This window comes from Azospirillum argentinense (assembly GCF_000632475.1).
Classification (GTDB): Bacteria; Pseudomonadota; Alphaproteobacteria; order Azospirillales; family Azospirillaceae; genus Azospirillum; species Azospirillum baldaniorum.
The window spans coordinates 1-22,058 of sequence record NZ_CP007797.1 but is presented as its reverse complement, the minus strand read 5'-3'; the positions used below and the strand labels follow the sequence as shown (position 1 = coordinate 22,058).

General features: G+C 69.5%; 20 protein-coding genes and 1 pseudogene. 15 read left to right on the top strand and 6 right to left on the bottom strand.

Annotation, left to right across the window (positions count from 1 at the left end):
• Window positions 1-6: 6 nt before the first annotated feature.
• The 10 genes from ABAZ39_RS29355 to xsc all read left to right on the top strand — a co-directional run bounded on the left by ABAZ39_RS29355 (window position 7) and on the right by xsc (window position 12,716).
• Window positions 7-543 carry a tripartite tricarboxylate transporter TctB family protein gene (locus ABAZ39_RS29355; protein WP_040137872.1) on the top strand — a complete coding sequence of 179 codons (537 nt, stop codon included), beginning with the start codon at window positions 7-9 and terminating at the stop codon, window positions 541-543.
• 24 nt (window positions 544-567) lie between these two features.
• On the top strand, window positions 568-2,121 hold the full coding sequence (locus ABAZ39_RS29350; RefSeq protein WP_040137871.1) for a tripartite tricarboxylate transporter permease: 1,554 nt from the start codon (window positions 568-570) through the stop codon (window positions 2,119-2,121).
• A gap of 44 nt (window positions 2,122-2,165) precedes the next feature.
• The gene (gene sauS / locus ABAZ39_RS29345) at window positions 2,166-3,593 is read left to right on the top strand and encodes an acylating sulfoacetaldehyde dehydrogenase (RefSeq protein ID WP_040137870.1); all 1,428 of its coding nucleotides are present in this window, start codon (window positions 2,166-2,168) and stop codon (window positions 3,591-3,593) included.
• Window positions 3,594-3,604: 11 nt separating this feature from the next.
• Window positions 3,605-4,729, top strand: a complete 1,125-nt coding sequence (locus ABAZ39_RS29340) for a succinate--CoA ligase subunit beta (protein ID WP_040137869.1) — start codon at window positions 3,605-3,607, stop codon at window positions 4,727-4,729.
• Window positions 4,726-5,634 carry a succinate--CoA ligase subunit alpha gene (locus ABAZ39_RS29335; RefSeq protein WP_035683069.1) on the top strand — a complete coding sequence of 303 codons (909 nt, stop codon included), beginning with the start codon at window positions 4,726-4,728 and terminating at the stop codon, window positions 5,632-5,634. The genes ABAZ39_RS29340 and ABAZ39_RS29335 overlap by 4 nt, the downstream gene beginning before the upstream one ends.
• A 116-nt stretch (window positions 5,635-5,750) precedes the next feature.
• On the top strand, window positions 5,751-8,747 hold the full coding sequence (locus tag ABAZ39_RS29330; RefSeq protein WP_081863430.1) for a molybdopterin oxidoreductase family protein: 2,997 nt from the start codon (window positions 5,751-5,753) through the stop codon (window positions 8,745-8,747).
• On the top strand, window positions 8,744-9,499 hold the full coding sequence (locus tag ABAZ39_RS29325) for a 4Fe-4S dicluster domain-containing protein (RefSeq protein ID WP_040137868.1): 756 nt from the start codon (window positions 8,744-8,746) through the stop codon (window positions 9,497-9,499). Before ABAZ39_RS29330 ends, ABAZ39_RS29325 begins: the two co-directional genes overlap by 4 nt.
• Window positions 9,500-9,512: 13 nt before the next feature.
• A complete protein-coding gene (locus ABAZ39_RS29320; protein ID WP_040137867.1) occupies window positions 9,513-10,457 on the top strand; it encodes a dimethyl sulfoxide reductase anchor subunit family protein in 945 nt (314 codons plus the stop codon).
• 40 nt (window positions 10,458-10,497) lie between these two features.
• Window positions 10,498-10,866, top strand: a complete 369-nt coding sequence (locus tag ABAZ39_RS29315) for a hypothetical protein (RefSeq protein WP_040137866.1) — start codon at window positions 10,498-10,500, stop codon at window positions 10,864-10,866.
• Window positions 10,867-10,940: 74 nt separating this feature from the next.
• Window positions 10,941-12,716 (top strand): sulfoacetaldehyde acetyltransferase, encoded by a 1,776-nt coding sequence (xsc, locus tag ABAZ39_RS29310; RefSeq protein ID WP_040138330.1) that lies wholly within the window; start codon window positions 10,941-10,943, stop codon window positions 12,714-12,716.
• 259 nt (window positions 12,717-12,975) lie between these two features.
• Here the strand turns inward: xsc and ABAZ39_RS29305 are convergent, their stop codons facing one another.
• Both ABAZ39_RS29305 and ABAZ39_RS29300 read right to left on the bottom strand, forming a co-directional pair.
• Window positions 12,976-13,833: a ParB/RepB/Spo0J family partition protein gene (locus ABAZ39_RS29305; protein ID WP_040137865.1), complete on the bottom strand. Its 858-nt coding sequence runs from the start codon at window positions 13,831-13,833 to the stop codon at window positions 12,976-12,978.
• On the bottom strand, window positions 13,823-14,845 hold the full coding sequence (locus tag ABAZ39_RS29300; protein ID WP_040137864.1) for an AAA family ATPase: 1,023 nt from the start codon (window positions 14,843-14,845) through the stop codon (window positions 13,823-13,825). The genes ABAZ39_RS29305 and ABAZ39_RS29300 overlap by 11 nt, the downstream gene beginning before the upstream one ends.
• A 179-nt stretch (window positions 14,846-15,024) precedes the next feature.
• Here ABAZ39_RS29300 and ABAZ39_RS29295 point away from each other — a divergent pair, with 179 nt between their 5' ends.
• Together ABAZ39_RS29295 and ABAZ39_RS29290 are read left to right on the top strand one after the other, a co-directional pair.
• Window positions 15,025-15,249 carry a hypothetical protein gene (locus ABAZ39_RS29295; RefSeq protein WP_040137863.1) on the top strand — a complete coding sequence of 75 codons (225 nt, stop codon included), beginning with the start codon at window positions 15,025-15,027 and terminating at the stop codon, window positions 15,247-15,249.
• A gap of 471 nt (window positions 15,250-15,720) precedes the next feature.
• Complete coding sequence (locus ABAZ39_RS29290) at window positions 15,721-16,809, top strand: lipid II:glycine glycyltransferase FemX (RefSeq protein ID WP_247875068.1); 1,089 nt, start codon at window positions 15,721-15,723, stop codon at window positions 16,807-16,809.
• Between the two features lie 87 nt (window positions 16,810-16,896).
• On the opposite strand, the gene ABAZ39_RS29285 is transcribed toward ABAZ39_RS29290, so the two are convergent.
• On the bottom strand, window positions 16,897-17,094 hold the full coding sequence (locus ABAZ39_RS29285; protein WP_035683083.1) for a hypothetical protein: 198 nt from the start codon (window positions 17,092-17,094) through the stop codon (window positions 16,897-16,899).
• A 97-nt stretch (window positions 17,095-17,191) separates the two neighbouring features.
• On the bottom strand, window positions 17,192-17,845 hold the full coding sequence (locus ABAZ39_RS29280; protein ID WP_051658720.1) for an HAD family hydrolase: 654 nt from the start codon (window positions 17,843-17,845) through the stop codon (window positions 17,192-17,194).
• Window positions 17,846-18,125: 280 nt separating this feature from the next.
• On the opposite strand from ABAZ39_RS29280, the gene ABAZ39_RS29275 reads away from it, so the two are divergent.
• Together ABAZ39_RS29275 and ABAZ39_RS29270 are read left to right on the top strand one after the other, a co-directional pair.
• On the top strand, window positions 18,126-18,653 hold the full coding sequence (locus ABAZ39_RS29275; protein ID WP_040137861.1) for a hypothetical protein: 528 nt from the start codon (window positions 18,126-18,128) through the stop codon (window positions 18,651-18,653).
• Between the two features lie 159 nt (window positions 18,654-18,812).
• Window positions 18,813-19,034: pseudogene (locus ABAZ39_RS29270) on the top strand (Ada metal-binding domain-containing protein); the annotation flags it as partial.
• A gap of 1 nt (window position 19,035) precedes the next feature.
• Here ABAZ39_RS29270 and ABAZ39_RS29265 read toward each other — a convergent pair.
• Window positions 19,036-20,085, bottom strand: coding sequence for a YeiH family protein (locus tag ABAZ39_RS29265; RefSeq protein ID WP_040137859.1), 1,050 nt, complete (start codon window positions 20,083-20,085; stop codon window positions 19,036-19,038).
• A 114-nt stretch (window positions 20,086-20,199) separates the two neighbouring features.
• Here ABAZ39_RS29265 and ABAZ39_RS29260 point away from each other — a divergent pair, with 114 nt between their 5' ends.
• Window positions 20,200-21,081 carry a LysR family transcriptional regulator gene (locus ABAZ39_RS29260; protein WP_040137858.1) on the top strand — a complete coding sequence of 294 codons (882 nt, stop codon included), beginning with the start codon at window positions 20,200-20,202 and terminating at the stop codon, window positions 21,079-21,081.
• A 14-nt stretch (window positions 21,082-21,095) separates the two neighbouring features.
• Here ABAZ39_RS29260 and ABAZ39_RS29255 read toward each other — a convergent pair whose 3' ends face one another.
• A complete protein-coding gene (locus ABAZ39_RS29255; RefSeq protein WP_040137857.1) occupies window positions 21,096-22,058 on the bottom strand; it encodes a replication initiator protein A in 963 nt (320 codons plus the stop codon).

Below are 22,058 nucleotides of genomic sequence, written 5' to 3'. Positions count from 1 at the left end.
GGAACCGTGACTCCCCTGTCCCACGGTCTTCGCCGGCTGGCGACACCCGCGGCCCTGCTCTTCGGGTCGCTTCTTCTCTCGCAACACATCGTGCGCGACAGCACCATGATCGCCGGCCTGCCGGACCCGGTGGGACCGACGGGATGGCCCCGGCTGATGCTGGGCGCGGTCGGGCTGTGCGCCCTGATCTGGATCGCCAAGGAACTCCTGGCGCTGCGGCGCGCGGTCCACCAGCAGAAACCGATTGATGAGGAATACGAAGGCTACGCCTATGGCCGGGCCATGATCGGGCTGGGGCTGGTCGTCCTCTACGGCATCGCCCTGCCGCAGCTCGGCTTTCCCATCGCCACCGCGGCCTTCGTCGCCCTGTGGTGCCTGATCGGCGGCATCCGGCGCCCGCTGACGCTGGCGCTGGTCACCGGCATCGGCTGCGTGGCGCTCCTCTACATCTTCGTCCTGCTCGCCCAGATGCCGCTGAACCGCGGCCAAGGCGTCTTCGACGGCTTCACCGTCGCGCTCTACCGCCTGCTCGGCATCTACTGAGCCGGCCACCGGAGGGATCGTCCCATGGATATCCTCGCCAATCTGGCCGGTGGCTTCGCCGGCGCCCTCGATCCGTACAATTTCGTCTTCCTCGTCTCGGGCCTGATGCTCGGGGTGGTGGCCGGCGCTTTGCCGGGCATCTCCTTCGTGAACGCCATGGCCATCGCCCTGCCCTTCACCTACCTGCTGCCGCCGGTCACGGCGATGTCCTTCCTCGGCGGCATCTATGTGGGTGGCGTGTTCGGCGGCTCGATCTCCTCGATCCTCATCAACATCCCCGGCACGCCGGCCTCGCTGCCAAGCTGCTGGGACGGCTACCCGATGACGCGCAAGGGCCTGTCCTCGCGGGCCTTGAGCATCGCCATCACCGCGTCGGCCTTCGGCGGGCTGGTCAGCGCGCTGCTGCTGACCTTCGGCGCCCCGCCCTTCGCCAGCTTCGCGCTGAAGTTCGACCAACCGGAATTCTTCGCCGCCACCATCCTGGGCCTCGTCAGCGTCATCGCCATCGCCAAGGACGCCCCGCTGATGAGCGCGCTCTCGATGTTCCTCGGCCTGCTGATCGGCACGGTCGGCGTCGATCCGATGTACGGCATGCCCCGGCTGACGCTGGGCGTCCCCGACCTGGAGAGCGGCATCAACTTCACCGTCGTGATGATCGGCCTCTTCGCCATCGGCGAGGTCGTGGACCTGATCTGCAAGCGGGCCGGCGGCGCCCGCTCCGTCGCCACCAAGCCCGGCAAGCAGGTCGGCCTGTCCGACCTGTGGCGGGTGAAGTCCTCCGTGCTGCGCGGCACCGGCGTCGGCTGCACCATCGGCGTCATCCCCGGCGCCGGGGCCACGGTGGGAGCGGTCATCGCCTACAGCGTGGAGAAGCAGGCCTGCGGCAAGGGCGACCGCTTCGGCACCGGGATGGAGGAAGGGCTGGCGGCCCCGGAGGCGGCCAAGAACGCCACCACCGGCACCGCGATGATCCCGCTGCTGACGCTGGGCATCCCCGGCAGCGCCGCCACGGCGATCATGCTGGCCGCCATGCTGATCCACGGGCTGAACCCCGGCCCGCTCCTCTTCACCTCGAACACCACGCTGGTCTACACGATCTTCGCCAGCATGCTGATCGCCAATCTGCTGATGATCGTCGCGGCGATAGGCGTGGCGCGGGTCTTCTCGACGCTGATGCGCGTGCCGCCGGCCATCCTCGGCGCCTTCATCATCGTGCTCAGCGTCGTCGGCGCCTACGGCGTGCGCAACAACCTCTTCGACGTCTATGTCTGCCTCGCCTTCGGCGTCGTCGGCTACTTCATGAAGCGCACCAACTTCCCGCCGGCCCCGTTGGTGGTGGGCGTGATCCTGGGGCCGCTGTGCGAGCGCTACTTCCTCACCTCGCTCGCCAACTACGAAGGCAACATGGCGGTGTTCTTCACCCGCCCGATCAGCGGCACGATCCTGGCGCTGTCCGCGATCTTCCTCGCCTGGTCGATGTGGCCGGTGGTGAAGCCCCTGCTCCGCCGTCCTCCCAACGATCCCACCCACGGCGATCCGGCCCCGAAGGAGCCTCCGCACCGGGTGCTCAAAGCCTGACCGTCCGAACCAACGAACGAACCTTCAGGGAGAGAGACAAGCAAATGGACAACATCATGCTCGACCGAACGCCGGCCAGCGCCGACCAGGAGGCCATCGCCGCCCTCGTCGCCCGCGCCCGCACCGCCCAGCGCGCCTTCGCCGACGCGACGCAGGAGCGGGTGGACGACGCCGTCGCCGCCCTCGCCTGGGCCATCTACGAGCCGGGCCGCGCCCGCGCCCTGGCGGAACTGGCGGTGGCCGACACCGGCCTCGGCAACGTCGCGGACAAGATCGTCAAGAACCAGCGCAAGACCTTCGGCACGCTGCGCGACCTGATGCGGGTGCGCACCGTCGGCGTGATCGAGGAGGACACCGCCAAGGGCATCGTCAAGATCGCCAAGCCGCTGGGCGTCGTCGGCGCCGTCACCCCCTCCACCAACCCGGCGGCCACCCCGGTCAACAAGGCGATGATGGCCGTCAAGGGCCGCAACGCCATCATCATCGCCCCCTCCCCCATGGGCTCCGCCGCCACCGGCCGCACGGTCGAGCTGATGCGGGCCGAACTGGCGCGCATCGGCGCGCCGGAGGATCTGGTGCAGATGATCCCCACCCCCATCACCAAGGGCCTGACCCAGGCGCTGATGGAGGCGGTGGACCTCGTCGTCGTCACCGGCTCGCAGGACAACGTGCGCCGCGCCTATTCCAGCGGCACCCCGTCCATCGGCGTCGGGGCCGGCAACGTCCCGGTCATCGTGGACGAAAGCGCCGATCTGGCCGAGGCGGCGCGCAAGATCTGCGCCTCCAAGACCTTCGACAACTCCACCTCCTGCTCGTCGGAGAACGCGCTGATCGTCCTCGACTCCGTCTACGACGCGACCATCGCGGCGCTGGAGGAGGCCGGCGCCTACCTCTGCACCGCGGAGGAGCGGGAGCGCGTGCAGTCCCGCCTGTGGGAGAACGGCAAGCTGAACCGCAAGCTGATCGCCAAGGACGCCGCCATCCTGGCCGAGGCGTTCGAGCTGGCGCCCAAGGCGCGGGAGGCGCGCTTCTTCCTGGTGGAGGAGACGGGCGTCGGCAAGGCGCATCCCTTCTCCGGCGAGAAGCTGTCGCTGGTGCTGGCGGTCTACCGGGTGCCGGACTTCGACGCGGCGGTCGATCAGGTGCGCCGGATCCTCGACCACCAGGGGCGCGGCCATTCCTGCGGCATCCACACCAAGGACGAGGCGCACGCCAAACGGCTGGCCGACGAGCTGGACGTGGTGCGCGTGCTGGTCAACTTCGCCCACACCTTCGGCAACGGCGGCGGCTTCGACAGCGGGCTGAACTTCACCCTCTCCATGGGCTGCGGGAGCTGGCAGAAGAACTCCATCTCTGAAAATCTGAGCTGGAAGCACTTCGTCAACATCACCCACCTCGTCCGCCCGATCCCGGAGGACAAGCCGAGCGAAGAGGCCCTGTTCGGCCCCTTCTGGTCCCGCCACGGACGCTGACGGAGGCGACGATGAATTTCGAGGAACATGCCGGAAAATCCGTGCTCTCCCGCGCCGGGGTGAGCGTTCCGCAGGGCCGCCTCTGCGCCAGCGCGGAGGAGGCGGAGGCCGCCGCCCGCGCCATCGGGCCGGTGGTGGTCAAGGCGCAGGTGCCCACGGGCAAGCGCGGCAAGTCGGGCGGCGTCAAGCTGGCCGCCACGCCGCAGGAGGCCGCAGCATCCGCGCAGGCCATCCTGGGCATGGAGATCGGCGGCTTCCCGGTCGCCCGCGTTCTGGTCGAGGAGCAGGCGGCCATCGCTCGCGAATTCTACGCCGCGGTGCTGAACGACCCGGCCAGCCGCAGCCCGCTCGTGCTGTTCTCCACCGAGGGCGGCATGGACATCGAGGAGGTCGCGGCGACCCGCCCCGAATCCCTGCGCCGCATGGCGGTGGACATCCGCAAGGGATTCGGCCCGGTGGACGCGCGCCGCCTGCTGCTCGGGCTGGATCTCGGCGAGGCCGCCGTGCCGGTGGCGGCGATGCTGGTCGATCTCTACCGCGTCTACCGCCAGCACGACGCCGAGCTTCTGGAGATCAACCCGCTGGCCTTGCTCGCCGACGGCCGCGTCGTGCCGCTGGACTGCAAGCTGACGGTGGACGATTCCGCCCTCTACCGGCAGGCGGACATCGCCGGGCTGGGCGCCAGGGAACCGCTGTCGGCGCTGGAGGAGCGCGGGCGGGCGCTCGACCTCAAATACATCGAGCTGGAGGGCAACGTCGGCGTCCTGGCCAACGGCGCCGGGCTGACCATGACGACCATGGACGTGATCAGCCACGCCGGTGGGCGCCCGTCCAACTTCCTGGAGATTGGCGGCGAGGCCTACACCAAGGGGACGGAGGCGCTGGACCTCGTGCTGTCCAACCCCGGCGTCAAAAGCCTCGTCGTCAATTTCTGCGGCGCCTTCGCCCGCACCGACGTGATGGCCGGCGGCGTGATCCAGGCCTGGAAGACGCTGAACCCCACCATCCCCGTCTTCTTCTCCATCCACGGCACCGGCGAGGACGAGGCCGTGCGCATGGTGCGGGAGGAGCTGGGGGTCGAACCCTACGACCGGATGGAAGACGCCATCTCGGCAGCCGTGGAGGCCGCGCGATGATCGTACGCAAGAGCGACCGGGTCCTGGTGCAGGGCATCACCGGCAAGCAGGGCACCTTCTGGACCGAGCAGATGCAGGCCTACGGCACCACCGTGGTCGGCGGCGTGAACCCGAAGAAGGCCGGGCAGAACCATTGCGGCGTGCCCATCTTCGCCACCGCGAAGGAGGCCATGGCGAACGGCGGCTTCGACGTGTCGGTGATGTTCATCCCGCCCGCCGCCGCCAAGGCCGCCGCCATCGACGCCATCGAGGCGGGCGCCAAGACCGTTGTTTGCCTGACCGAGCACATCCCGTCGCACGACGTGATGGAGATGCACGCCGCGGCGGCGGAGCACGGCACCCGCATCATCGGGCCGAACACCGCCGGCATCGTGACGCCGGGCGAGGGCTTCGTCGGCATCATGCCCGCCTTCAACCCGCGCATCTTCCAGCCGGGCCGGGTCGGCGTCATCTCGCGCAGCGGCAGCCTGGGCACGCTGGTCTGCCTGAACCTCGTGCGCGGCGGCCATGGGCAGTCGGCCTTCCTCGGCATCGGCGGCGACCCGATGATCGGCACGACGACCAAGGACGCGCTGGCCGCCCTGATCGACGATCCGGGCACCGACGCCATCGCTCTCGTCGGCGAGATCGGCGGCAGCATGGAGGAGGAGGCGGCGGAGCTGGTGGCGAAGACGGACAAGCCCGTCGTCTCCTTCATCGCCGGCCGCGCCTCCCCGCCGGGCAAGAAGATGGGCCACGCCGGCGCCATCGTGACCGGCGACCGCGGCAGCTACGCCTCCAAGCGCGGCGCGCTGGAACGCGCCGGCGCCGTGGTGGTGGACGTGCCCGGCGACCTGCCGGCGGCCCTCGACGCGCTGATGGCCGAGGCCGCGAAACGGTCGGGCGCGCAACGGCTCGCGGACTGACCGCACAGCCGCCTTTTTGAAGAACGGCACGGCAGCACCGCCCCCTCTCCCGGCCCCCTCTCTCGGCCCCCGCCGGGAGGGAACGGGGGAGGCATTCCGGAAGGGAACGGATCAGGATGGCGAAGATCGACGACGTCGGCGGCCAGCGTGCGCGCGGGTTCGCCTTCACCCAGGGCTTCCAGCGAAGGAGCGGGCCGGCGGCGCCCGAGGACGCGCGCGGCTGGCTCGACCGCTACCAGTCGCCGCGCGAGGAGCTGAACCCCTCGCCGACCGTCTCCGACACGGTCAAATACACCACCTGCTACATGTGCGCCTGCCGCTGTGGCATCAAAGTGCACATCAAGGATGGCCAGCTCCGCTTCATCGAGGGGAACAAGGATCATCCGGTGAACCATGGCGTGATCTGCGCCAAGGGGTCCGCCGGCATCATGACCCAGAACTCCCCGGCCAAGCTGCGCAAACCCCTGCTGCGCACCGGGGAGCGCGGCACCGGGGAATTCCGCGAGATCGAGTGGGACGAGGCGCTGACCATCCTGACCGAGCGTCTGGGCAAGATCCGCGACAGCGACCCCAGCAAGCTTGCCTTCTTCACCGGGCGCGACCAGAGCCAGTCGCTGACCGGCTTCTGGGCGGCGCAGTTCGGCACGCCCAACTTCGCGGCACACGGCGGCTTCTGCTCCGTCAACATGGCGGCGGCGGGCATGTACACGCTGGGCGGCAGCTTCTGGGAGTTCGGGGAGCCGGACTGGGACCACACCCGCTACCTGCTGCTGTTCGGTGTGGCCGAAGACCATGACAGCAACCCGATCAAGATCGGCCTGTCGAAGATGAAGGCGCGCGGCGCCAAGATCGTCTCCGTCAACCCGATCAAGACCGGCTATTCCGCCATCGCCGACGAATGGATCGGCATCCGTCCGGGCAGCGACGGGTTGTTCGTCTTCGCCCTGATCCACGAGCTTCTGCGCGCCGACCGCATCGACGCCGAGTATCTCGTCCGCTACACCAACGCCCCCTGGCTGGTCATCCAGGATCCCGGCGCCCCCGACGACGGCCTGTTCGCCCGCGACGCCGACGGCGCCCCGCTGGCCTGGGACGCGGTGGAGCAGCGCGCCATTCCGGCCACCGCGGCCGGCATCCGCCCGGCGCTGGTCGGCGCCGTCACCCTGCCGGACGGGCGGCGGGCCGTGCCCTCCTTCCATCTGCTGGCCGAGCGCTACCTCGACCCGCAGCACGCGCCGGAGGCGGTGGCCGAGCGCTGCGGCGTCCCCGCCGACACCATCCGCCGCATCGCCGCCGAGATGGCCCACCTCGCCTTCCAGGAGACGCTGACCATCGAGCAGCCCTGGACCGACTGGGCGGGGCGGCGCCACGAGCGGATGGTCGGGCGGCCCATCGCCATGCACGCCATGCGCGGCATCTCCGCCCATTCCAACGGCTTCCACACCTGCCGGGCCATCCACATCCTACAAATCCTGCTGGGCACCATCGACGTTCCGGGCGGCTGGCGCTACAAGTCGCCCTACCCCCGCCCCGCCCCGCCGGGTCCCAAGCCCGCCGGCAAGCGCGGCGAGACCGGCCCCGGCAAGGCCATCCACGGGATGCCGCTCGGCTACCCCATGGGGCCGGAAGACCTGCTGGTCGACGAGGTCGGGCAGCCGCTGCGCATCGACAAGGCCTTCAGCTGGGACGCGCCGCTGTCGGTGCACGGGCTGATGCACATGGTGGTCGCCAACGCCTGGGAGGGCGACCCGTACCGCGTCGACACGCTGTTCATGTACATGGCCAACATGGCCTGGAACTCGTCGATGAACACGTCCGAGACGATGCGGATGCTGTCCGACAAGGACCCCGACAGCGGCGAGTACCGCATCCCCTTCATCGTCTATTGCGACGCCTACGCGTCGGAGATGGTGGCCTACGCCGACCTCGTGCTGGCCGACACCACCTACCTGGAGCGGTGGGACTGCATCTCCCTGCTCGACCGCCCGATCGGCAGCGCGCACGGCCCCGGCGATTCCATCCGCCAGCCGGTGCTGACCCCCGACCGCGACGTGCGGCCCTTCCAGGACGTGCTGATCGAGCTGGGCGCGCGGCTCGGCCTGCCCGCCTTCGTCCGGGAAGACGGCAGCCCGCGCTACCCCGGCGGCTACCCCGACTACATGACCAACCACGAGCGCAAGCCCGGCATCGGCCCGCTGGCCGGTTGGCGCGGCACCGACGGGAAGGACGCCGGCAAGGGCGCGCCCAACGCGGACCAGCTCGACCGCTACGTCCGCAACGGCTGCTTCTGGCATTTCGAGCTGCCGCCGGAGCAGCACTATTTCAAGCACGCCAACCAGGCCTATCTGGAGACCGCCACCCGCATGGGCTTCCTCGACAAGCCGGAGCCGGTGATCCTCCAGCTCTACGTCGAGCCGCTCCAGAAATTCCGCCTCGCCGCGCGCGGGCACGGCGCGGTGGTGCCGCCCGCCGACAAGCGGCAGCGGGTGGAGACCTACTTCGACCCCCTGCCCTTCTGGTACCCGCCGCTGGAGGAGGAGGGGCTGGACGAAGGCGCCTTCCCGCTGCACGCCGTCACCCAGCGCCCGATGCCCATGTACCATTCCTGGGGATCGCAGAACGCCTGGCTGCGGCAGATCCTGGCGCGCAACAGCCTCTACATCGCCCGCCAGACAGCCGAGGCGCTCGGCCTCGCCGACGGCGACTGGGCCTGGGTGACCAGCCCGACCGGGCGCATCCGGGTGCCGGTCCATCTGATGGACGGGGTGGAGGCCGGGACGGTCTGGACCTGGAACGCCATCGGCAAGCGCTCCGGCGCCTGGAACCTGTCCGCCGACGCGCCGGAGGGGACGAAGGGCTTCCTGCTCAACCACCTGATCTCGGAGCTGCTGCCGGAGCGCAACGGCTACCGCCACGCCAACGCCGACCCGGTGACCGGGCAGGCCGCCTGGTATGACTTGCGCGTCCGCGTCGAGAAGGCCCCGCCGAAGGAGCGGGCCGAGACGATGCCGCGCTTCCCCGCCCAAGCCATGCCGCCGGGCGTCGAGCCGCCGCCCGCCATCCTGCGCACCGGCGCCGCGTTCCGGTCCACGTCTCGGGGAGTCCGGTCATGACGAGCCTTCCCAACCGCGAGCCCGGCGCCCCCCGGCTGGGGCTGGTCATCGACCTCGACACCTGCGTTGGCTGCCACGCCTGCGCGGTGGCCTGCAAGCAGTGGAACGCCGGCGGCCACATGGCGCCGCTGACCGACACCGACGCCTACGGCGCCGGCCCGGACGGGGTGTGGTTCAACCGCATCCACAGCTTCGAGGCCGGCTCGGACCAAGGCGGCTGCGGGTCGCGCACCACCAACTTCCCGCGCTCCTGCCTGCATTGCGAACAGCCGGCCTGCGTGACCGTCTGCCCAACCGGCGCCTCCTACAAGCGGGCCGAGGACGGCATCGTTCTGGTCAACGAGGATCTGTGCATCGGCTGCAAGCTGTGCTCCTGGGCCTGCCCCTACGGCGCGCGGGAGTTCGACCAGGACGTCGGCGTGATGAAGAAATGCACGCTGTGCATCGACCGCATCCACAACGAGACGCTGGCGGAGACGGAGCGGGTGCCGGCCTGCGTCATGGTCTGCCCGACCTCCGCCCGGCATTTCGGCGACCTCGCCGACCCGGCCTCCGCCGTCTCGAAGCTGGTGGCGGAGCGCGGTGGCTACGACCTGATGCCGGAGCTTGGCTACGAGCCGACCAACAAGTACCTGCCGCCCCGGCCCCGCCCCACCCTGGCGCTCGACGAGCGCGTCACCAGGGACAGCGCCAACGACGACCTGCCGCTCCACGGCCTGCTGAAATGGGCCGACCGCATCCTGGCGCGCTGAGGGAGGAAATCCGATGCATCCGGCCTTCTCCATCATCTTCTTCACCAGCGCTGCGGGCGCCGGTTACGGCCTGCTCGCCTTGCTCGGTATGCTGGCGCCGTTCGGCCTGCTGCCGGCGAGCCCGCTGTTCGGCTTCGCCGCCCTCGCCCTCGCCCTGGGGCTGGTGGTGGCCGGGCTGCTGTCCTCGCTGGCCCATCTCGGCCGGCCGGAACGGGCATGGCGGGCGCTGTCGCAGTGGCGCAGTTCCTGGCTGTCGCGCGAAGGGGTGGCGGCGGTCGCCACCTTCCTGCCGGCGGGGGTCTTCGCCATCGCTTGGCTCTTCCTGGGGAGCGGCGTGGCGGGGGTCGCCGGCTGGATCACCGCGGCGATGGCGGTGGTCACCGTCTATTGCACGGCAATGATCTACGCCTCGCTGAAGCCCATCCGCCAGTGGGCCAACCCGTGGGTGCCGCGCAGCTATCTGGCGCTGTCACTGATGACCGGGGCGCTGCTGCTGAACGCGCTGCTGGGCGTGGCGGGTCAGGCGGCGGGCTGGTCCTCCCTGCTGGCGCTGGCGTCGGTGGCGCTGGCCTGGGCGGCGAAGGAAGGACATTGGCGGCATTGCGCCACCGCCCGCCCCGTCAGCACGGCGGAGACAGCGACCGGGCTGGGCCACATCGGGCGGGTCCGCCTGCTCGACGCCCCGCACAGCGAGGACAACTACCTGCTCAAGGAAATGGGCTTCCGCGTCGGGCGCCGTCACGCCGCCCGCCTGCGCCTGATCACCCGCCTCGCCGCCTTCGCCCTGCCGGCGGCGCTGAGCCTCGGCGCGCTGGTCGCCGGCCCCGGCGCCCTCTCCGGCACGCTGGCGCTGCTGGCCGCCGCCGCCGCCGCGCTGGGGGTGATCGCCGAGCGCTGGCTCTTCTTCGCCGAGGCGAAGCACACCGTGACCCTCTTCTACGGCGCCGGGGAAGCCTGAGCCCGCCTCTTCACCCACCCACCACAGGAAAGGAACAGAGATGCCGCATGGCCATACCGATCACGGCTCCGCCCTGGCCTTCCTGATGACCCGCGCCAAGGCGATGGATGCCCGGAGCCTCTACATCTGCGGCTCGCCCTCCTGCCCCCGCGTGGGCTTCCGCTCCGGTCCGGGCATCGTCTACGAACCGCTGTCCGTCGGCCTCGCGGGTCGCCTGATCGACCGTTTCGCGGTGGACGGCCACGGCCTCAGCCAAGGGCTGCTCGTCTGGAGCGGGCGCCATTACCGCTGGTTCGCCATGCCGATGCCGGAGGGGGCCGACGGCTACGCTCCCCTGATCGCCGTGCACCGGCCCGCCATTTGTCCCGGCCCCGGCGAGCGGGCCATGCCGCGCGTGATCGCCGGCTGACCGCCGGCCGATCACCCTTGGCCACCCTCCCCTTTCATCCCACGCCACCCATCCATGAAACGAGGATGCGCACCATGAAAATGACCACCGAGGAAGCGTTCGTGAAGGTCCTTCAGATGCACGGCATCCGGCACGCCTTCGGGATCATCGGATCGGCCATGATGCCGGTCTCCGACCTCTTCCCCAAGGCCGGTATCCAGTTCTGGGACTGCGCGCACGAGACCAACGCCGCCCTGATCTGCGACGGCTACAGCCGCGTCACCGGCGAGATGGCCATGGCCATCGCCCAGAACGGACCCGGCGTGACCGGCTTCGTCACCTCGATCAAGACCGCCTACTGGAACCACACGCCGATGCTGCTGGTGACGCCGCAGGCCGCCAACAAGACCATCGGCCAGGGCGGCTTCCAGGAGGTCGAGCAGATGGCCATGTTCCGGGAGATGGTCTGCTACCAGGAGGAGGTGCGCGACCCCGGCCGCATGGCCGAGGTGCTGAACCGCGTAATCGAGAAGGCGTGGCGCGGCTGCGCCCCGGCGCAGATCAACGTGCCGCGCGATTTCTGGACCCAGGTCATCGACGTCGAGCTGCCGCAGATCGTCCGGCTGGAGCGCCCGGCGGGCGGGCGGCAGGCCATTGCCGAGGCGGCCCGCCTGCTGTCGGAGGCGAAATTCCCGGTCATCCTCAACGGCGCCGGGGTGGTGATCGGCGGAGCCATTCGGGACAGCATCGCGCTGGCGGAGCGGCTGGACGCGCCGGTCTGCTGCGGCTATCAGCACAACGACGCCTTCCCTGGCAGCCACCCGCTGTCGGTCGGGCCGCTCGGCTACAACGGCTCCAAGGCGGCGATGGAGCTGATCGCCAAGGCCGACGTTGTGCTGGCGCTCGGCACCCGGCTCAACCCCTTCTCCACCCTGCCCGGCTACGGCATCGACTATTGGCCGAAGGGCGCGCGGATCATCCAGGTGGACATCAACCCCGACCGCATCGGCCTGACCAAGAAGGTCTCGGTCGGCATCTGCGGCGACGCCCGCCAAGTGGCCCAGCAGATCCTGGCGCAGCTCGCCCCCGGCGCCGGGGACGCGGGCCGGCTGGAGCGCCGCGCCTTGATCCACCAGACCAAGTCGGCGTGGCTTCAGCTCCTGTCCTCGCTCGACCATGAGGAGGACGATCCCGGAACGAGCTGGAACGCCGAGGCGCGCGAGCGCGAGTCCGACCGCATGTCGCCCCGTCAGGCGTGGCGGGCCATCCAGGCCGCCTTGCCGGCGGACGCCATCCTCTCCACCGACATCGGCAACAACTGCGCCATCGGCAACGCCTACCCCACCTTCGAGGAAGGGCGGAAGTATCTGGCGCCGGGCATGTTCGGCCCCTGCGGCTACGGCTTCCCGTCGATCGTCGGCGCGAAGATCGGCTGCCCGAACACCCCGGTCGTCGGCTTCGCCGGTGACGGCGCCTTCGGCATCTCGATGAACGAGATGTCCTCCATCGGGCGCGAGGGATGGCCGGCGGTCACCATGGTGATCTTCCGGAACTTCCAGTGGGGGGCGGAGAAGCGCAACACGACGCTGTGGTTCGACAACAACTTCGTCGGCACGGAGCTGAACCCCAAGCTCAGCTACGCCAAGGTGGCCGAGGGTTGTGGCCTGAAGGGCGTCACCGCGCGCACCCAGAATGAGGTGACCGCCGCCCTGCGCCAAGCCATCGAGGACCAGGGGCGCGGCATCACCACCTTCGTCGAGGTGATCCTGAACCAGGAGCTGGGCGAGCCGTTCCGCCGCGACGCCATGAAGAAGCCGGTGGCAGTCGCCGGCATCGACCCGTCGGACATGCGCCCGCAGCAGGCCGTGTAAGGCGGGGCGCGGCGCTGTTCACGCGGTGCTTGTTGCATGAGTTGTCGGGGCTTTGCCCCCACCCTAACCCTCCCCCGCTGACGCAGGGGAGGGAACTTTTTTGCCCCCTCCCCTGCGCAGCGGGGGAGGGTCGGGGTGGGGGCAATACTGTCCGAAATTGACACCCTGGGGCATTTCACGTTTCGACTTCGAAAGCCCTTATAGGTTGCTCAATTCATAAAATACCACAACCTAAAGACGCTTTCGATTTCGAAAGCGGTCACTCCCCCAGCAAATCGTCGATGCGCATCCGCAGGTCCCGCAGCAGCTCCCGATGCTCCTTCTGCATCGCGTTGCTGACCGCGTCGATGGCCTTCAGCTCCTTCTCGATGCGGTTGATCGAGCGGCCGAGCACACGCATCGGCTCCACCGAGCCCGGCGCCTTGGACGCCCGCGCCGCGCGCACCGACTGCACCGTCAGCCCGCCGGTGCGCGCCGACTGCCACAGCCGCCGCACCTCCCCTTCGTCGCCGACGAAGGCCAGCTCGACCAGGGCCGAGCGGGACACCGCATCGGGGTTCTCCCGGTACTCGCGGAGGATGTCGGTCGGCAGGTCCAGCACCTTCAGCCGCTTCGACACCTCGGCCTCCGAGCAGCCGAGCACCGCGGCGACCTCCGCCTGGGCGTAGCCGTGGCTGTCGATGAGCTGGGTCAGGCCGCGGGCCAGATCGATGGCGTCCAGGTCCACGCGCTGGACGTTCTCGATCAGTGCGATCTCCTCCGCCTTGCCCTTGGTGATGATGGCGGCGATGGTCGGGCGGCCAAGCATCTGGTGGGCGCGCAGGCGGCGCTCACCGGCCACGAGGCGGTAGACGCCCTTCTCCGCCGTCTCCTGCACCAGCACCGGCTGCTGCAGCCCGTGCCGCTCGATGGACGCGGCCAGCGAGGCGAGCGCGGTCTCGTCGAAGACGGTGCGCGGCTGGTTGGGGTCGGTGCGGATGGCGGCGACGTCGGCCTCGATCAGCCGGGGCAGGGCGCCGGTCAGTCCGAACAGCCGGTCGGTCTCCAGGGCCGGGGCGGTGTTCTTGGCTTGCAGAACCGTGGCGGCGGTCTGGCGGGTCAGCTTCTTAGGCGGCATCGGACGACTCCCGGATGCGTCCGGTGGCCTTCAGCAGGGCACCGGCGATGGCGGCGTAGCTTTCCACGCCCGGCGCGCCGATGTCGGCGTCCAGCGTGATGACGTTGGCTCCGGCGGCCTGCGCGTAGATCGTCGCGCGCGGCACCGGCGGGAAGACCCGGTAATCCTCTCCCCACAGCCGGCCGATGTCGTCCAGCGAGGAGCGGTCCTGGGTCTGGCGGGGATTCAGCATGGTCGGCAGCACGCCCAGCACCCGCAGGTTCGGGTTCAGCCGCCGCTGGATCTTCGTCACGGTGTCCAAGAAGGCGTTCACGCCCAGGATGGCGTGCGGCTCCGCTTGGCAAGGGATCAGCACATAGTCCGCCGCGGTCAGCGCGTTGATGGTGACCGCTCCCAGGTTCGGCGCGCAGTCGATCAGGATGAAATCGTAATCGCCCCGCACCGCGTCCAGCATCTCCGCCATGGCGGTCTGGGCGTTGGTCAGGTTGCCGGGCAGTTCCGTGTCGGCGCTGGCGAGCGCGATGCTCGACGGCACGACGTCCAGCCCTTCCACGCTGGTCGGGCGGATGACCTCGGCCAGCTTCGCCTTGCCCATCAGCGCGTGGTAGAGCACCCTGCCCTGCTCGGTCAGCGCCACCACGTCGGTCTGCGGCACGCCGACATGGACCGTGGCGTTGCCCTGCGGATCGGCGTCCACCAGCAGCACGCGATTCCCCGACCGGGCCAGCATGAAGGCGACGTTGATCGAGGTCGCCGTCTTGGCCGTGCCGCCCTTTTGCAGGCCGATGGCGATGGTCGTGCCGGCGCGCGGCGCCTCGGTCGCCGGCTGCTCCAGCGACAGCAGCAGCAGCCGGCCCAGCACGTCGCGGGGCAGGGGCTCGCGGCCCGTCTCCCACTTGCTGAGCCGCTGCTTGTCGTAGCGGCGGCCGGTCAGTTCGTTCACGAACGCGGCCATCTGCGTCTGGGTGAGGCCGCGCCTCTCGCGCAGCAGCTTCAAATCGTCGCCGGTCATTGCCCCCTCGTCGCCCCATTGTGCCGGAGTCGTCCCGGAAGCTACCAAGTCGTCCCAACCCCCGCAATGGGTGTCTACCCGCGGCCTGGAGCAGCCGGCACTGGCGGACCATGGCCTCTCCGGTGCATAACTAAGGCATGCGGGGCCGGCGGCGGCACCGGGGCTGTGGGGTTGCACGAATGACGGCGAACTGGTCGGTGCGGCAACTGGTGTGTCAGGCGCATGGCTGCGAGCTCGCCGTGTCGTGGCGGACCGATGGACGCTGGACCTGGACCGTGTCGGTGGCCGGGGAGCGCATCGCCGTCGGGATCGCCCAATCGCAGGAAGGCGCCCAGGATGCCGCCGCCAACGCGGCGGAACGCCATGCCCGCGCCGATGGCATCATCCAACTGACGATGTTCTGAACGCCGAAGCACGGATTTCCACTCAATCGGCGTCGAATTGGGCGTATTGCGCCGCAACATAACCGTCGATACGGGCGTAGCCCATACAATCCCCAGAAAAAGCGCTTAGCCACAGAGAATAATCCAGTGGGATTTTGCGCGAACCCATCAGGGTTTGTGTGATTTTCCCGTGCGTCTCCTATTGTTTGTGGACGATCGCAAAGACCGTAGGCCGCGCGTGAATTGTCTAAAACTTTCCGCGGAGCTTCGACCTTCGACGATGCGACGGCTCTGGCCTCCGGCCAGGGAAGCGGGACGGGCGAGGTTCCACGTCCGCTCCGATTGGGCCCATTCGACCAACCACGCGAGAGGTTCGACGTGACTTCGCTGGGGAAACGCCAGATTCACACCGACGCATTTGGGGGCGATTGCCTGGACGCTTCACCGGCTGTCGAGATCGACCGTATGGACCGCGGCGGCTGGTACGCTGTCATGAACGGATTCGACGACGCCAACATCTTCCAGACCTGGGATTTCGGGCGCATCGCACATCCCGGCCGCGACCTCAGCCACATCGTGCTGCGCCGGGACGGCCAGCCGGTGGCCGCGGCGCAGTTGCTGGTCCGCCGGGTTCCGGGCATCGGCGGCATCGCGCTGGTCATGTGGGGACCGTTGTGGCGCCCCAAGGGCCGTCCAGCCGATCCGGCCGACTTCCTGGCGATCATGGACGCGATGAAGGCCGAGTACAGCGTCCGGCGCGGGCTGTTCCTGCGCGTCCTGCCGCGCGTCGAGGACGAGGCAGGGGAGGGCGCCCGCGCGCTGTCCGCCATGGAGGCGCTGGGGATGCGGCACAGCGACGCCAAGGCCCCCTACCGCACCTTCATCATGGACCTGACCCGCGACGAGGCGACGATCCACAAGGACCTGTCCCGCCACTGGCGGCGCGGCCTCGCCAAAGCCGAGGGGGCAGGGTTGGAAATCGTCGAGGGCTCCTCGCCGGAGATCCTCGACGCCATCGATGACCTGTTCATCCAGACGCAGCGCCGCAAGGGTTTCCGCGCCTTCGACAGCCGCACCCTGACCAAGGTCCACCGCGCCCTGCCCGACGGCATGAAGATGCACGCCGTGATGGCCTCCCACAACGGCGAGCCGGTGGCCGGCGTGGTGGTGTCGCTGCTCGGGGACACCGCGCTGATGCAGAATTCCGCCACCGCGGAGGCCGGACTGCCGCTGAACGCCGCTTTCCTCGTCCACTGGAAGGCGATGCAGTGGGTGAAGGCGAACGGCGGGAAGCGCTACGACCTGCACGGCGTCAACGCCCAGGCCAACCCCGGCGTGCATCTGTTCAAGCGCGGCTTCGCCGGCAAGGGGGAGGAGGAGCGGGTCTTCATCGGCACCTTCGAAGCCCCCGGCCCGATGCTCAGCCGGCTTCTCGTCGAAGGCGGCCAGACGGTGCGCACGCTGGCCGCGACCTGCACCGCGCAGGCGAGCCAGATGATGGCGATGGCGATGAACAAGGGACCGGCCGAGCGCGCCGACGCCACCACCCCATCCAACCCGGCCCCGTCCAACCCGGCGTAAGTCCCGAAAATACGAAACGCCCGGTCCATGGTCTGGACCGGGCGTCGCGTTTGCGCGTCAATGGCCGAGCATTACTGCGGCTGAACGTCACTGGGTGCGTGCGATCACCGGCACGCCGTCCAGATCCTTGGGAAGATCGTCGGGGATGCCCGACGCGAAATTGACCGCGATGGCGTAGTCGTCGGACAGCTTCGTGACTTCGGCGCGGGTCATGCCGGGGTACCCGCTGAGGATCGCCAGATAACGGTCACGGGCGGCTTCGGCAGCCTCTTTCGGCACGGGCATACTGACCTCCCTTTCGTCATAGGATGCCATAATCATTTATGGATTGTTGGCCCCATAAACAATACCCCAATGCGACCGTTTACCGCAAATCCGCCGCTCAGAGTCGTTGGGCGAGCCCGTGCAGGTCGCCGACCACCGTCACGTCGGGCGGGAAGGGGTTCGGCAGCCCTTCCGACACCACGCCCACGAAGCCCATGCCGGCCTTGCGGGCGGCCTCCAGCTCGGTCAGAGAGTCGCCGATGGCGAGCGACCGCGCCGGGTCGTGCCCGCCCGCGGCGACGATGCGCACGAAGACCTCCGCCTTCACGTTGGGGGAGCCGGTGATGCTGCGGAAATGCCGCTCCAGCCCCTTGGCGCGCACGGTGCCCATCAGCACCTCGTGCGGCGTGCCCGAGACGAGGTGGCAGGGCGTGCCGTCCAACCGGTCCAGCACCGTCTCCGCACCGGCGATCAGCGCGCAGTCGGGAACGCGCGGGTCGACGATCTCGGCGTAGCGGCGGGCCAGGTCGTCGATCTCCGCCGGGCCGGGGTCGCGCCCGAACATCTCCCGCTCCAGGATCGCCAGCATCTTGAAACGGCTGAGGCCGCCGTTGCGCCAGATCGTCTGGCGCATCCGCTCCTCCGTCTCCCCATCGTCGATGCCGTAGAGGATGGCAAAGCCGCCGTTCTTGGTGGGCACGGAGTCGATGATGACGCCGTCGAAATCGAAGATCACGACCTCCGGGTCCAACCGGTCGGGTGTCTGAAGCATTGCGCCGTCTCGCATCGTTGTGGTGGCCCCGCACGGAACAGGGGCGGGTGCCGGAAAAGGCGTCGGGGGATCGTACAGGAAATCCCCCGTGCCTCAACGGTTCGGGCCGAAGAAAGAGCCTTTCGGAAAAGCTGTCTCACAGTGTGGCGCAGGCCACAGCGGGGGAGGGCGGCGGGGCGTAGTGTCTGGTCATCGGACAGGCCGGGCCCCGACGCAGACGGAACCGGCAGACAAATCCCCCCAGACACCAACTCCCCAGACACCGGAAGGAAACCACACCATGCGCCGCACCACCCTGATCGCCGCCGCCGTCGCCCTGCTCTGCTCCGCCCCGGCCTTCGCCGGCGACCTGATGACCGGCGGCATCCCGCTCGGCAACGCCAGCAACCTGGGGGTCATCTCCAACACCGCCGCGGGCATCCAGAACAAGGCGCAGCAGCAGGTGATGGGTGTCCAGGCCGGCGGCGGGCTGGCCGGTCCCTTCGGCACCGCCTCCAACCTGGGCAACGTCTCCAACCTCGCCGCCGGCGTCGGCAACACCGCCAAGCAGCAGGTCTTCGGCCTGCAGACCGGTGGCGGGATGGGCGGCGGGGTGAAAGCGCCCTTCGCTCTGGGTGGCTTCAACAGCAACGCCGGCACCGTCAGCAACAGCGCGGTCGGCATCGGCAACACCGCCCAGCAGCAGGTCAAGGCCATGCAGTTCGGCGCGCCGGGCGCTCTGTTCAACCAGAACCTCGGCACCGTCTCCAACCTCTCCGCCGGCATCGGCAACAAGGCCCAGCAGCAGGTCACCGGCATCCAGAAGTAAGGCTCGCCCGCTTCGCATCCCTCCCTCCCCGAACCTCGCGGCCGGCAGACCTCTGCCGGCCGTCTTTTTTGCCAGCCGTCTTTTTGCGGGACGCAGGAAACGGGTGGCCCGGCTTCGCGGCATCGGCGACGATCCCGGCGGCAGGATCGGGAGGGCATCATGGACGAGGACGCGATGTGGAGCGCGGTGGCGCACCGGGACCGGGACGGTGACGGGCGCTTCGTCTACGCGGTGCGCACCACCGGCGTCTATTGCCGGCCGTCCTGTCCATCGCGACGGGCCAAGCGGGAAAACGTCGCGTTCCACCCCGATGCCACGGCGGCGGAGGCGGCGGGCTTCCGCCCCTGCAGGCGCTGCCGCCCCAACGCGCCGCCGCCCGCGCTCACATGATCCCCAGCAGCCGGATCAGACCCAGCCCGATGGCGCCGAGCGCCGCCAGCGACAGCATCACCGCCGCGGTGACGCGCAGCCCCGCCCGCGACAGCATCCGCACATCCACCCCAAGCCCCAGCGCGGCCATCGACAGCACCGTCAGGACGCCCGCCGCGGTCTGGCTGGCCGCCAGGGCGGCGTCCGGGATCAGTCCCGCCGCCCGCAGCCCGGCCAGCGCCAGGAAGCCGAGGATGAACCAGGGCACCAGCCGGCGCAGCGGGAGGCGGGTCTTGGCGCCCCTTTCCCGAGCAGCGCCTTCCGGCTTCGCCATCAAGGCCAGCGCCACAACCACCGGGCCGAGCATCAGCACGCGCAGCAGCTTCACCAGCGTCCCAACCTGGACGCTCAGCGCGCCAACCGGCGCCGTCGCCGCCAGGATCTGCGGCACCGCGTAAACGGTCAGCCCGGCGAACACGCCGTACTGCATGGGGCTGAGCCCGAGGAGAGGCACCAGCAGCGGCAGGCCCAGCACCACCAGAACCCCCAGCACCGCCGTGAAGGCGATGGCTGCGGCCACGTCGTCGCCGTGAGCCCCGATCACCGGCGCCGTCGCCGCGATGGCCGAGTTGCCGCAGATCGAGTTGCCGCAGGCGACCAGCACCGCCATGCGCGGCGGCAATCCCAGCAGGCGCCCGATGCCGTAGCTGACCGCCAGGGCCAGGGCGACCACCCCGGCGATCCCCGCCACCAGCCCCGGTCCGGCGGCCAGGATCGTGTCCGGGTCGATGGAGGCGCCCAACAGCAGCACCGCGACCTCCAGCAGTGTCTTGGCGCTGAAGTCCGTTCCCGCCTTCCAGCGCCGTCCCGGCGCCCAGACGCTGCGCAGGGTCACCCCGATCAGAATCGCCAGGACCAGCGCCTCCAGCCAGGCCTGCCCGAAGACCCGCACTTCCAGGCTTTGCAGGGCCAGCGCCGCGCCGCTCACGCCGGAGCAGAGCAGAATCCCCGGCAGCAGGGCGCCCAGGGTCCGGCGGGACGATGGAGGAAGATGGTTCGGCATGGCGTCCTCGAATTCCGATGCCGGGAAGCTGCGCCCTCTGGACCGTTCGTTCCAACGGATTATAGTGGACGGATCGTTCGATAAAACCGAACGTTTGAAGGGACGGGGGACCAGATGACTCTCGAACAGCTCCGCATCTTCGTGGCGGTCGCCACGCAGCAGCATGTGACGCGGGCCGCCGCCTCCCTGAATCTGACGCAGTCCGCGGTCAGCGCCGCCGTCTCCAGCCTGGAGGCCCGGCACGCCGTCCGCCTGTTCGACCGGGTGGGCCGACGCATCGAGCTGACGGAGGCCGGGCGCCTGTTCCTGAACGAGGCCATCGCGGTGCTCGCCCGCGCCGAGGCGGCGGAGCGCATGCTGGCCGACCTGTCGGCGCTGAAGCGCGGGCGCATCGCCATCCACGCCAGCCAGACCATCACCGGCTACTGGCTGCCCGAACGGCTCGTGGCGTTCCACCGGCGCTATCCGGACGTCGACGTCGCGGTGAAGGCCGCCAACACCGCCCAGGTCGCCAAGGCCGTGCTGGACGGTGCCGCCGATCTGGGGTTGGTGGAAGGGGAGGTGACGGACCCGCTGCTCGACCAGGACCTTCTGGCCGGCGACCGTCTGCTGCTGCTGGTGGGGGACGGTCACCCCTGGCGCGGGCGGAGCGACCTGCCGATGGAGGAGTTGCACCGCTCCCCCTGGGTCCTGCGCGAGGCGGGATCGGGCACCCGCTCCGAGTTTGAGGAGGCGCTGCGCGGGCAGGGGAGGGCGCCGGAGGATTTGCCGGTGACGCTGGAGCTGCCCTCGAACGAGGCGGTGCTGTCGGCGGTCATGGCCGGGGCGGGGGCCACCGCCCTGTCGGATCTGGTGGCGCGCGGCGCACTGGCGGCCGGGCATCTGCACCGCGTTCCCTTCCCGCTGCCCGAGCGCCCCTTCCGCCTGCTGCGCCACCGCGAGCGCGGGTTGAGCCACGCCGCGCGGACCTTCCGCGACCGTCTGCTGACTGAATAGGGCAGGGGAGGGGGTCAGACCACCTCGTCGAACTCGACCCTGGGAATGTCGATCCAGCTCTCCGGCTCGCCGGCGTCCTTGCGCCAGAAGATCACCGGCAGGTCGGCGTTCAGCACGCGGGCGATGGAAGCGCCGCGCGCCGTCATCAGCTCCTTGTACTCCGCGGCCTCGACGATGCGCACGCCGTAGCCGGGGATACGGTCGGCCTGGAGCACGGGGCCGAGCGCGTTCTTGAACTTGCGCAGGTCGTTGTCGGAGCCGACCCGCTTGCGCAGCGGCTCCAGCGCCATCCAGAAGGCGGTGCCGTGGCCCAGATGGGCGCGGGCGATCTCGTAGAGCCGCTTCTCGATGGGCTTCAGCGCGAAGTAGTCTTCCGAATAGGTCAGCAGGTTGTTTCCCAGCGCCGCGCGCACCACCCAGTTCGACAGGACCAGGGTCAGGCCGCGCACCTGCCGCTCGCCGTCCTTCTTGCCGCGGCGGTACAGCAGCTTGTAGTCGGAGATCCAGGAGAAGGCGCCACTTTCGCCCTCGCCCCCGGTCTCCAGGTTGGTCTTGATCTGTGTGCCCTGAAGCCGCTCCAGCGCCCCTTCGATCTTGTCGTAGGCGCTGCCCCCGGCGGTCTTGCCGACGATGCGCTGGAGATCGCTGGTGGTGAAGTGGAGCTTCCCCACCTCCGGCCCCATCTTGCCCTCGGCCATCTTCTCGCGCAGCAGCGAGACGGCGTAGATCAGCACCGACTTGTCCCAGATCGTCGCAACGCCGACGTCGCGCGGGGCGCGCACCTCGATCTTCACCTTGCCGTCGTCGTAGGTGGGAAGGCTTTCCACCTTGTCCTTCGACAGGCCGAACAGCGAATAGGCCATCAGGGCCCGGTCGTTGTTCACGTCGCCGCGCAGCGGCGAATCCAGCCGCAGCGCCAGCTGGACCGGGCGGTCCAGCAGTTCGGCGTTTTCCTTGTCGGTGTTGTGGTCGTCCAT

Excerpts from the sequence above, each read along its gene's own strand:
- ABAZ39_RS29350 (WP_040137871.1), top strand. The coding sequence starts at position 568 with ATGGATATCCTCGCCAATCTGGCCGGTGGCTTCGCCGGCGCCCTCGAT.
- sauS (WP_040137870.1), top strand. The coding sequence starts at position 2,166 with ATGGACAACATCATGCTCGACCGAACGCCGGCCAGCGCCGACCAGGAG.
- ABAZ39_RS29340 (WP_040137869.1), top strand. The coding sequence starts at position 3,605 with ATGAATTTCGAGGAACATGCCGGAAAATCCGTGCTCTCCCGCGCCGGG.
- ABAZ39_RS29335 (WP_035683069.1), top strand. The coding sequence starts at position 4,726 with ATGATCGTACGCAAGAGCGACCGGGTCCTGGTGCAGGGCATCACCGGC.
- ABAZ39_RS29330 (WP_081863430.1), top strand. The coding sequence starts at position 5,751 with ATGGCGAAGATCGACGACGTCGGCGGCCAGCGTGCGCGCGGGTTCGCC.
- ABAZ39_RS29325 (WP_040137868.1), top strand. The coding sequence starts at position 8,744 with ATGACGAGCCTTCCCAACCGCGAGCCCGGCGCCCCCCGGCTGGGGCTG.
- ABAZ39_RS29320 (WP_040137867.1), top strand. The coding sequence starts at position 9,513 with ATGCATCCGGCCTTCTCCATCATCTTCTTCACCAGCGCTGCGGGCGCC.
- ABAZ39_RS29315 (WP_040137866.1), top strand. The coding sequence starts at position 10,498 with ATGCCGCATGGCCATACCGATCACGGCTCCGCCCTGGCCTTCCTGATG.
- xsc (WP_040138330.1), top strand. The coding sequence starts at position 10,941 with ATGAAAATGACCACCGAGGAAGCGTTCGTGAAGGTCCTTCAGATGCAC.
- ABAZ39_RS29305 (WP_040137865.1), bottom strand. The coding sequence starts at position 13,833 with ATGCCGCCTAAGAAGCTGACCCGCCAGACCGCCGCCACGGTTCTGCAA.
- ABAZ39_RS29300 (WP_040137864.1), bottom strand. The coding sequence starts at position 14,845 with ATGACCGGCGACGATTTGAAGCTGCTGCGCGAGAGGCGCGGCCTCACC.
- ABAZ39_RS29295 (WP_040137863.1), top strand. The coding sequence starts at position 15,025 with ATGACGGCGAACTGGTCGGTGCGGCAACTGGTGTGTCAGGCGCATGGC.
- ABAZ39_RS29290 (WP_247875068.1), top strand. The coding sequence starts at position 15,721 with ATGAACGGATTCGACGACGCCAACATCTTCCAGACCTGGGATTTCGGG.
- ABAZ39_RS29285 (WP_035683083.1), bottom strand. The coding sequence starts at position 17,094 with ATGCCCGTGCCGAAAGAGGCTGCCGAAGCCGCCCGTGACCGTTATCTG.
- ABAZ39_RS29280 (WP_051658720.1), bottom strand. The coding sequence starts at position 17,845 with ATGCTTCAGACACCCGACCGGTTGGACCCGGAGGTCGTGATCTTCGAT.
- ABAZ39_RS29275 (WP_040137861.1), top strand. The coding sequence starts at position 18,126 with ATGCGCCGCACCACCCTGATCGCCGCCGCCGTCGCCCTGCTCTGCTCC.
- ABAZ39_RS29265 (WP_040137859.1), bottom strand. The coding sequence starts at position 20,085 with ATGCCGAACCATCTTCCTCCATCGTCCCGCCGGACCCTGGGCGCCCTG.
- ABAZ39_RS29260 (WP_040137858.1), top strand. The coding sequence starts at position 20,200 with ATGACTCTCGAACAGCTCCGCATCTTCGTGGCGGTCGCCACGCAGCAG.
- ABAZ39_RS29255 (WP_040137857.1), bottom strand. The coding sequence starts at position 22,058 with ATGGACGACCACAACACCGACAAGGAAAACGCCGAACTGCTGGACCGC.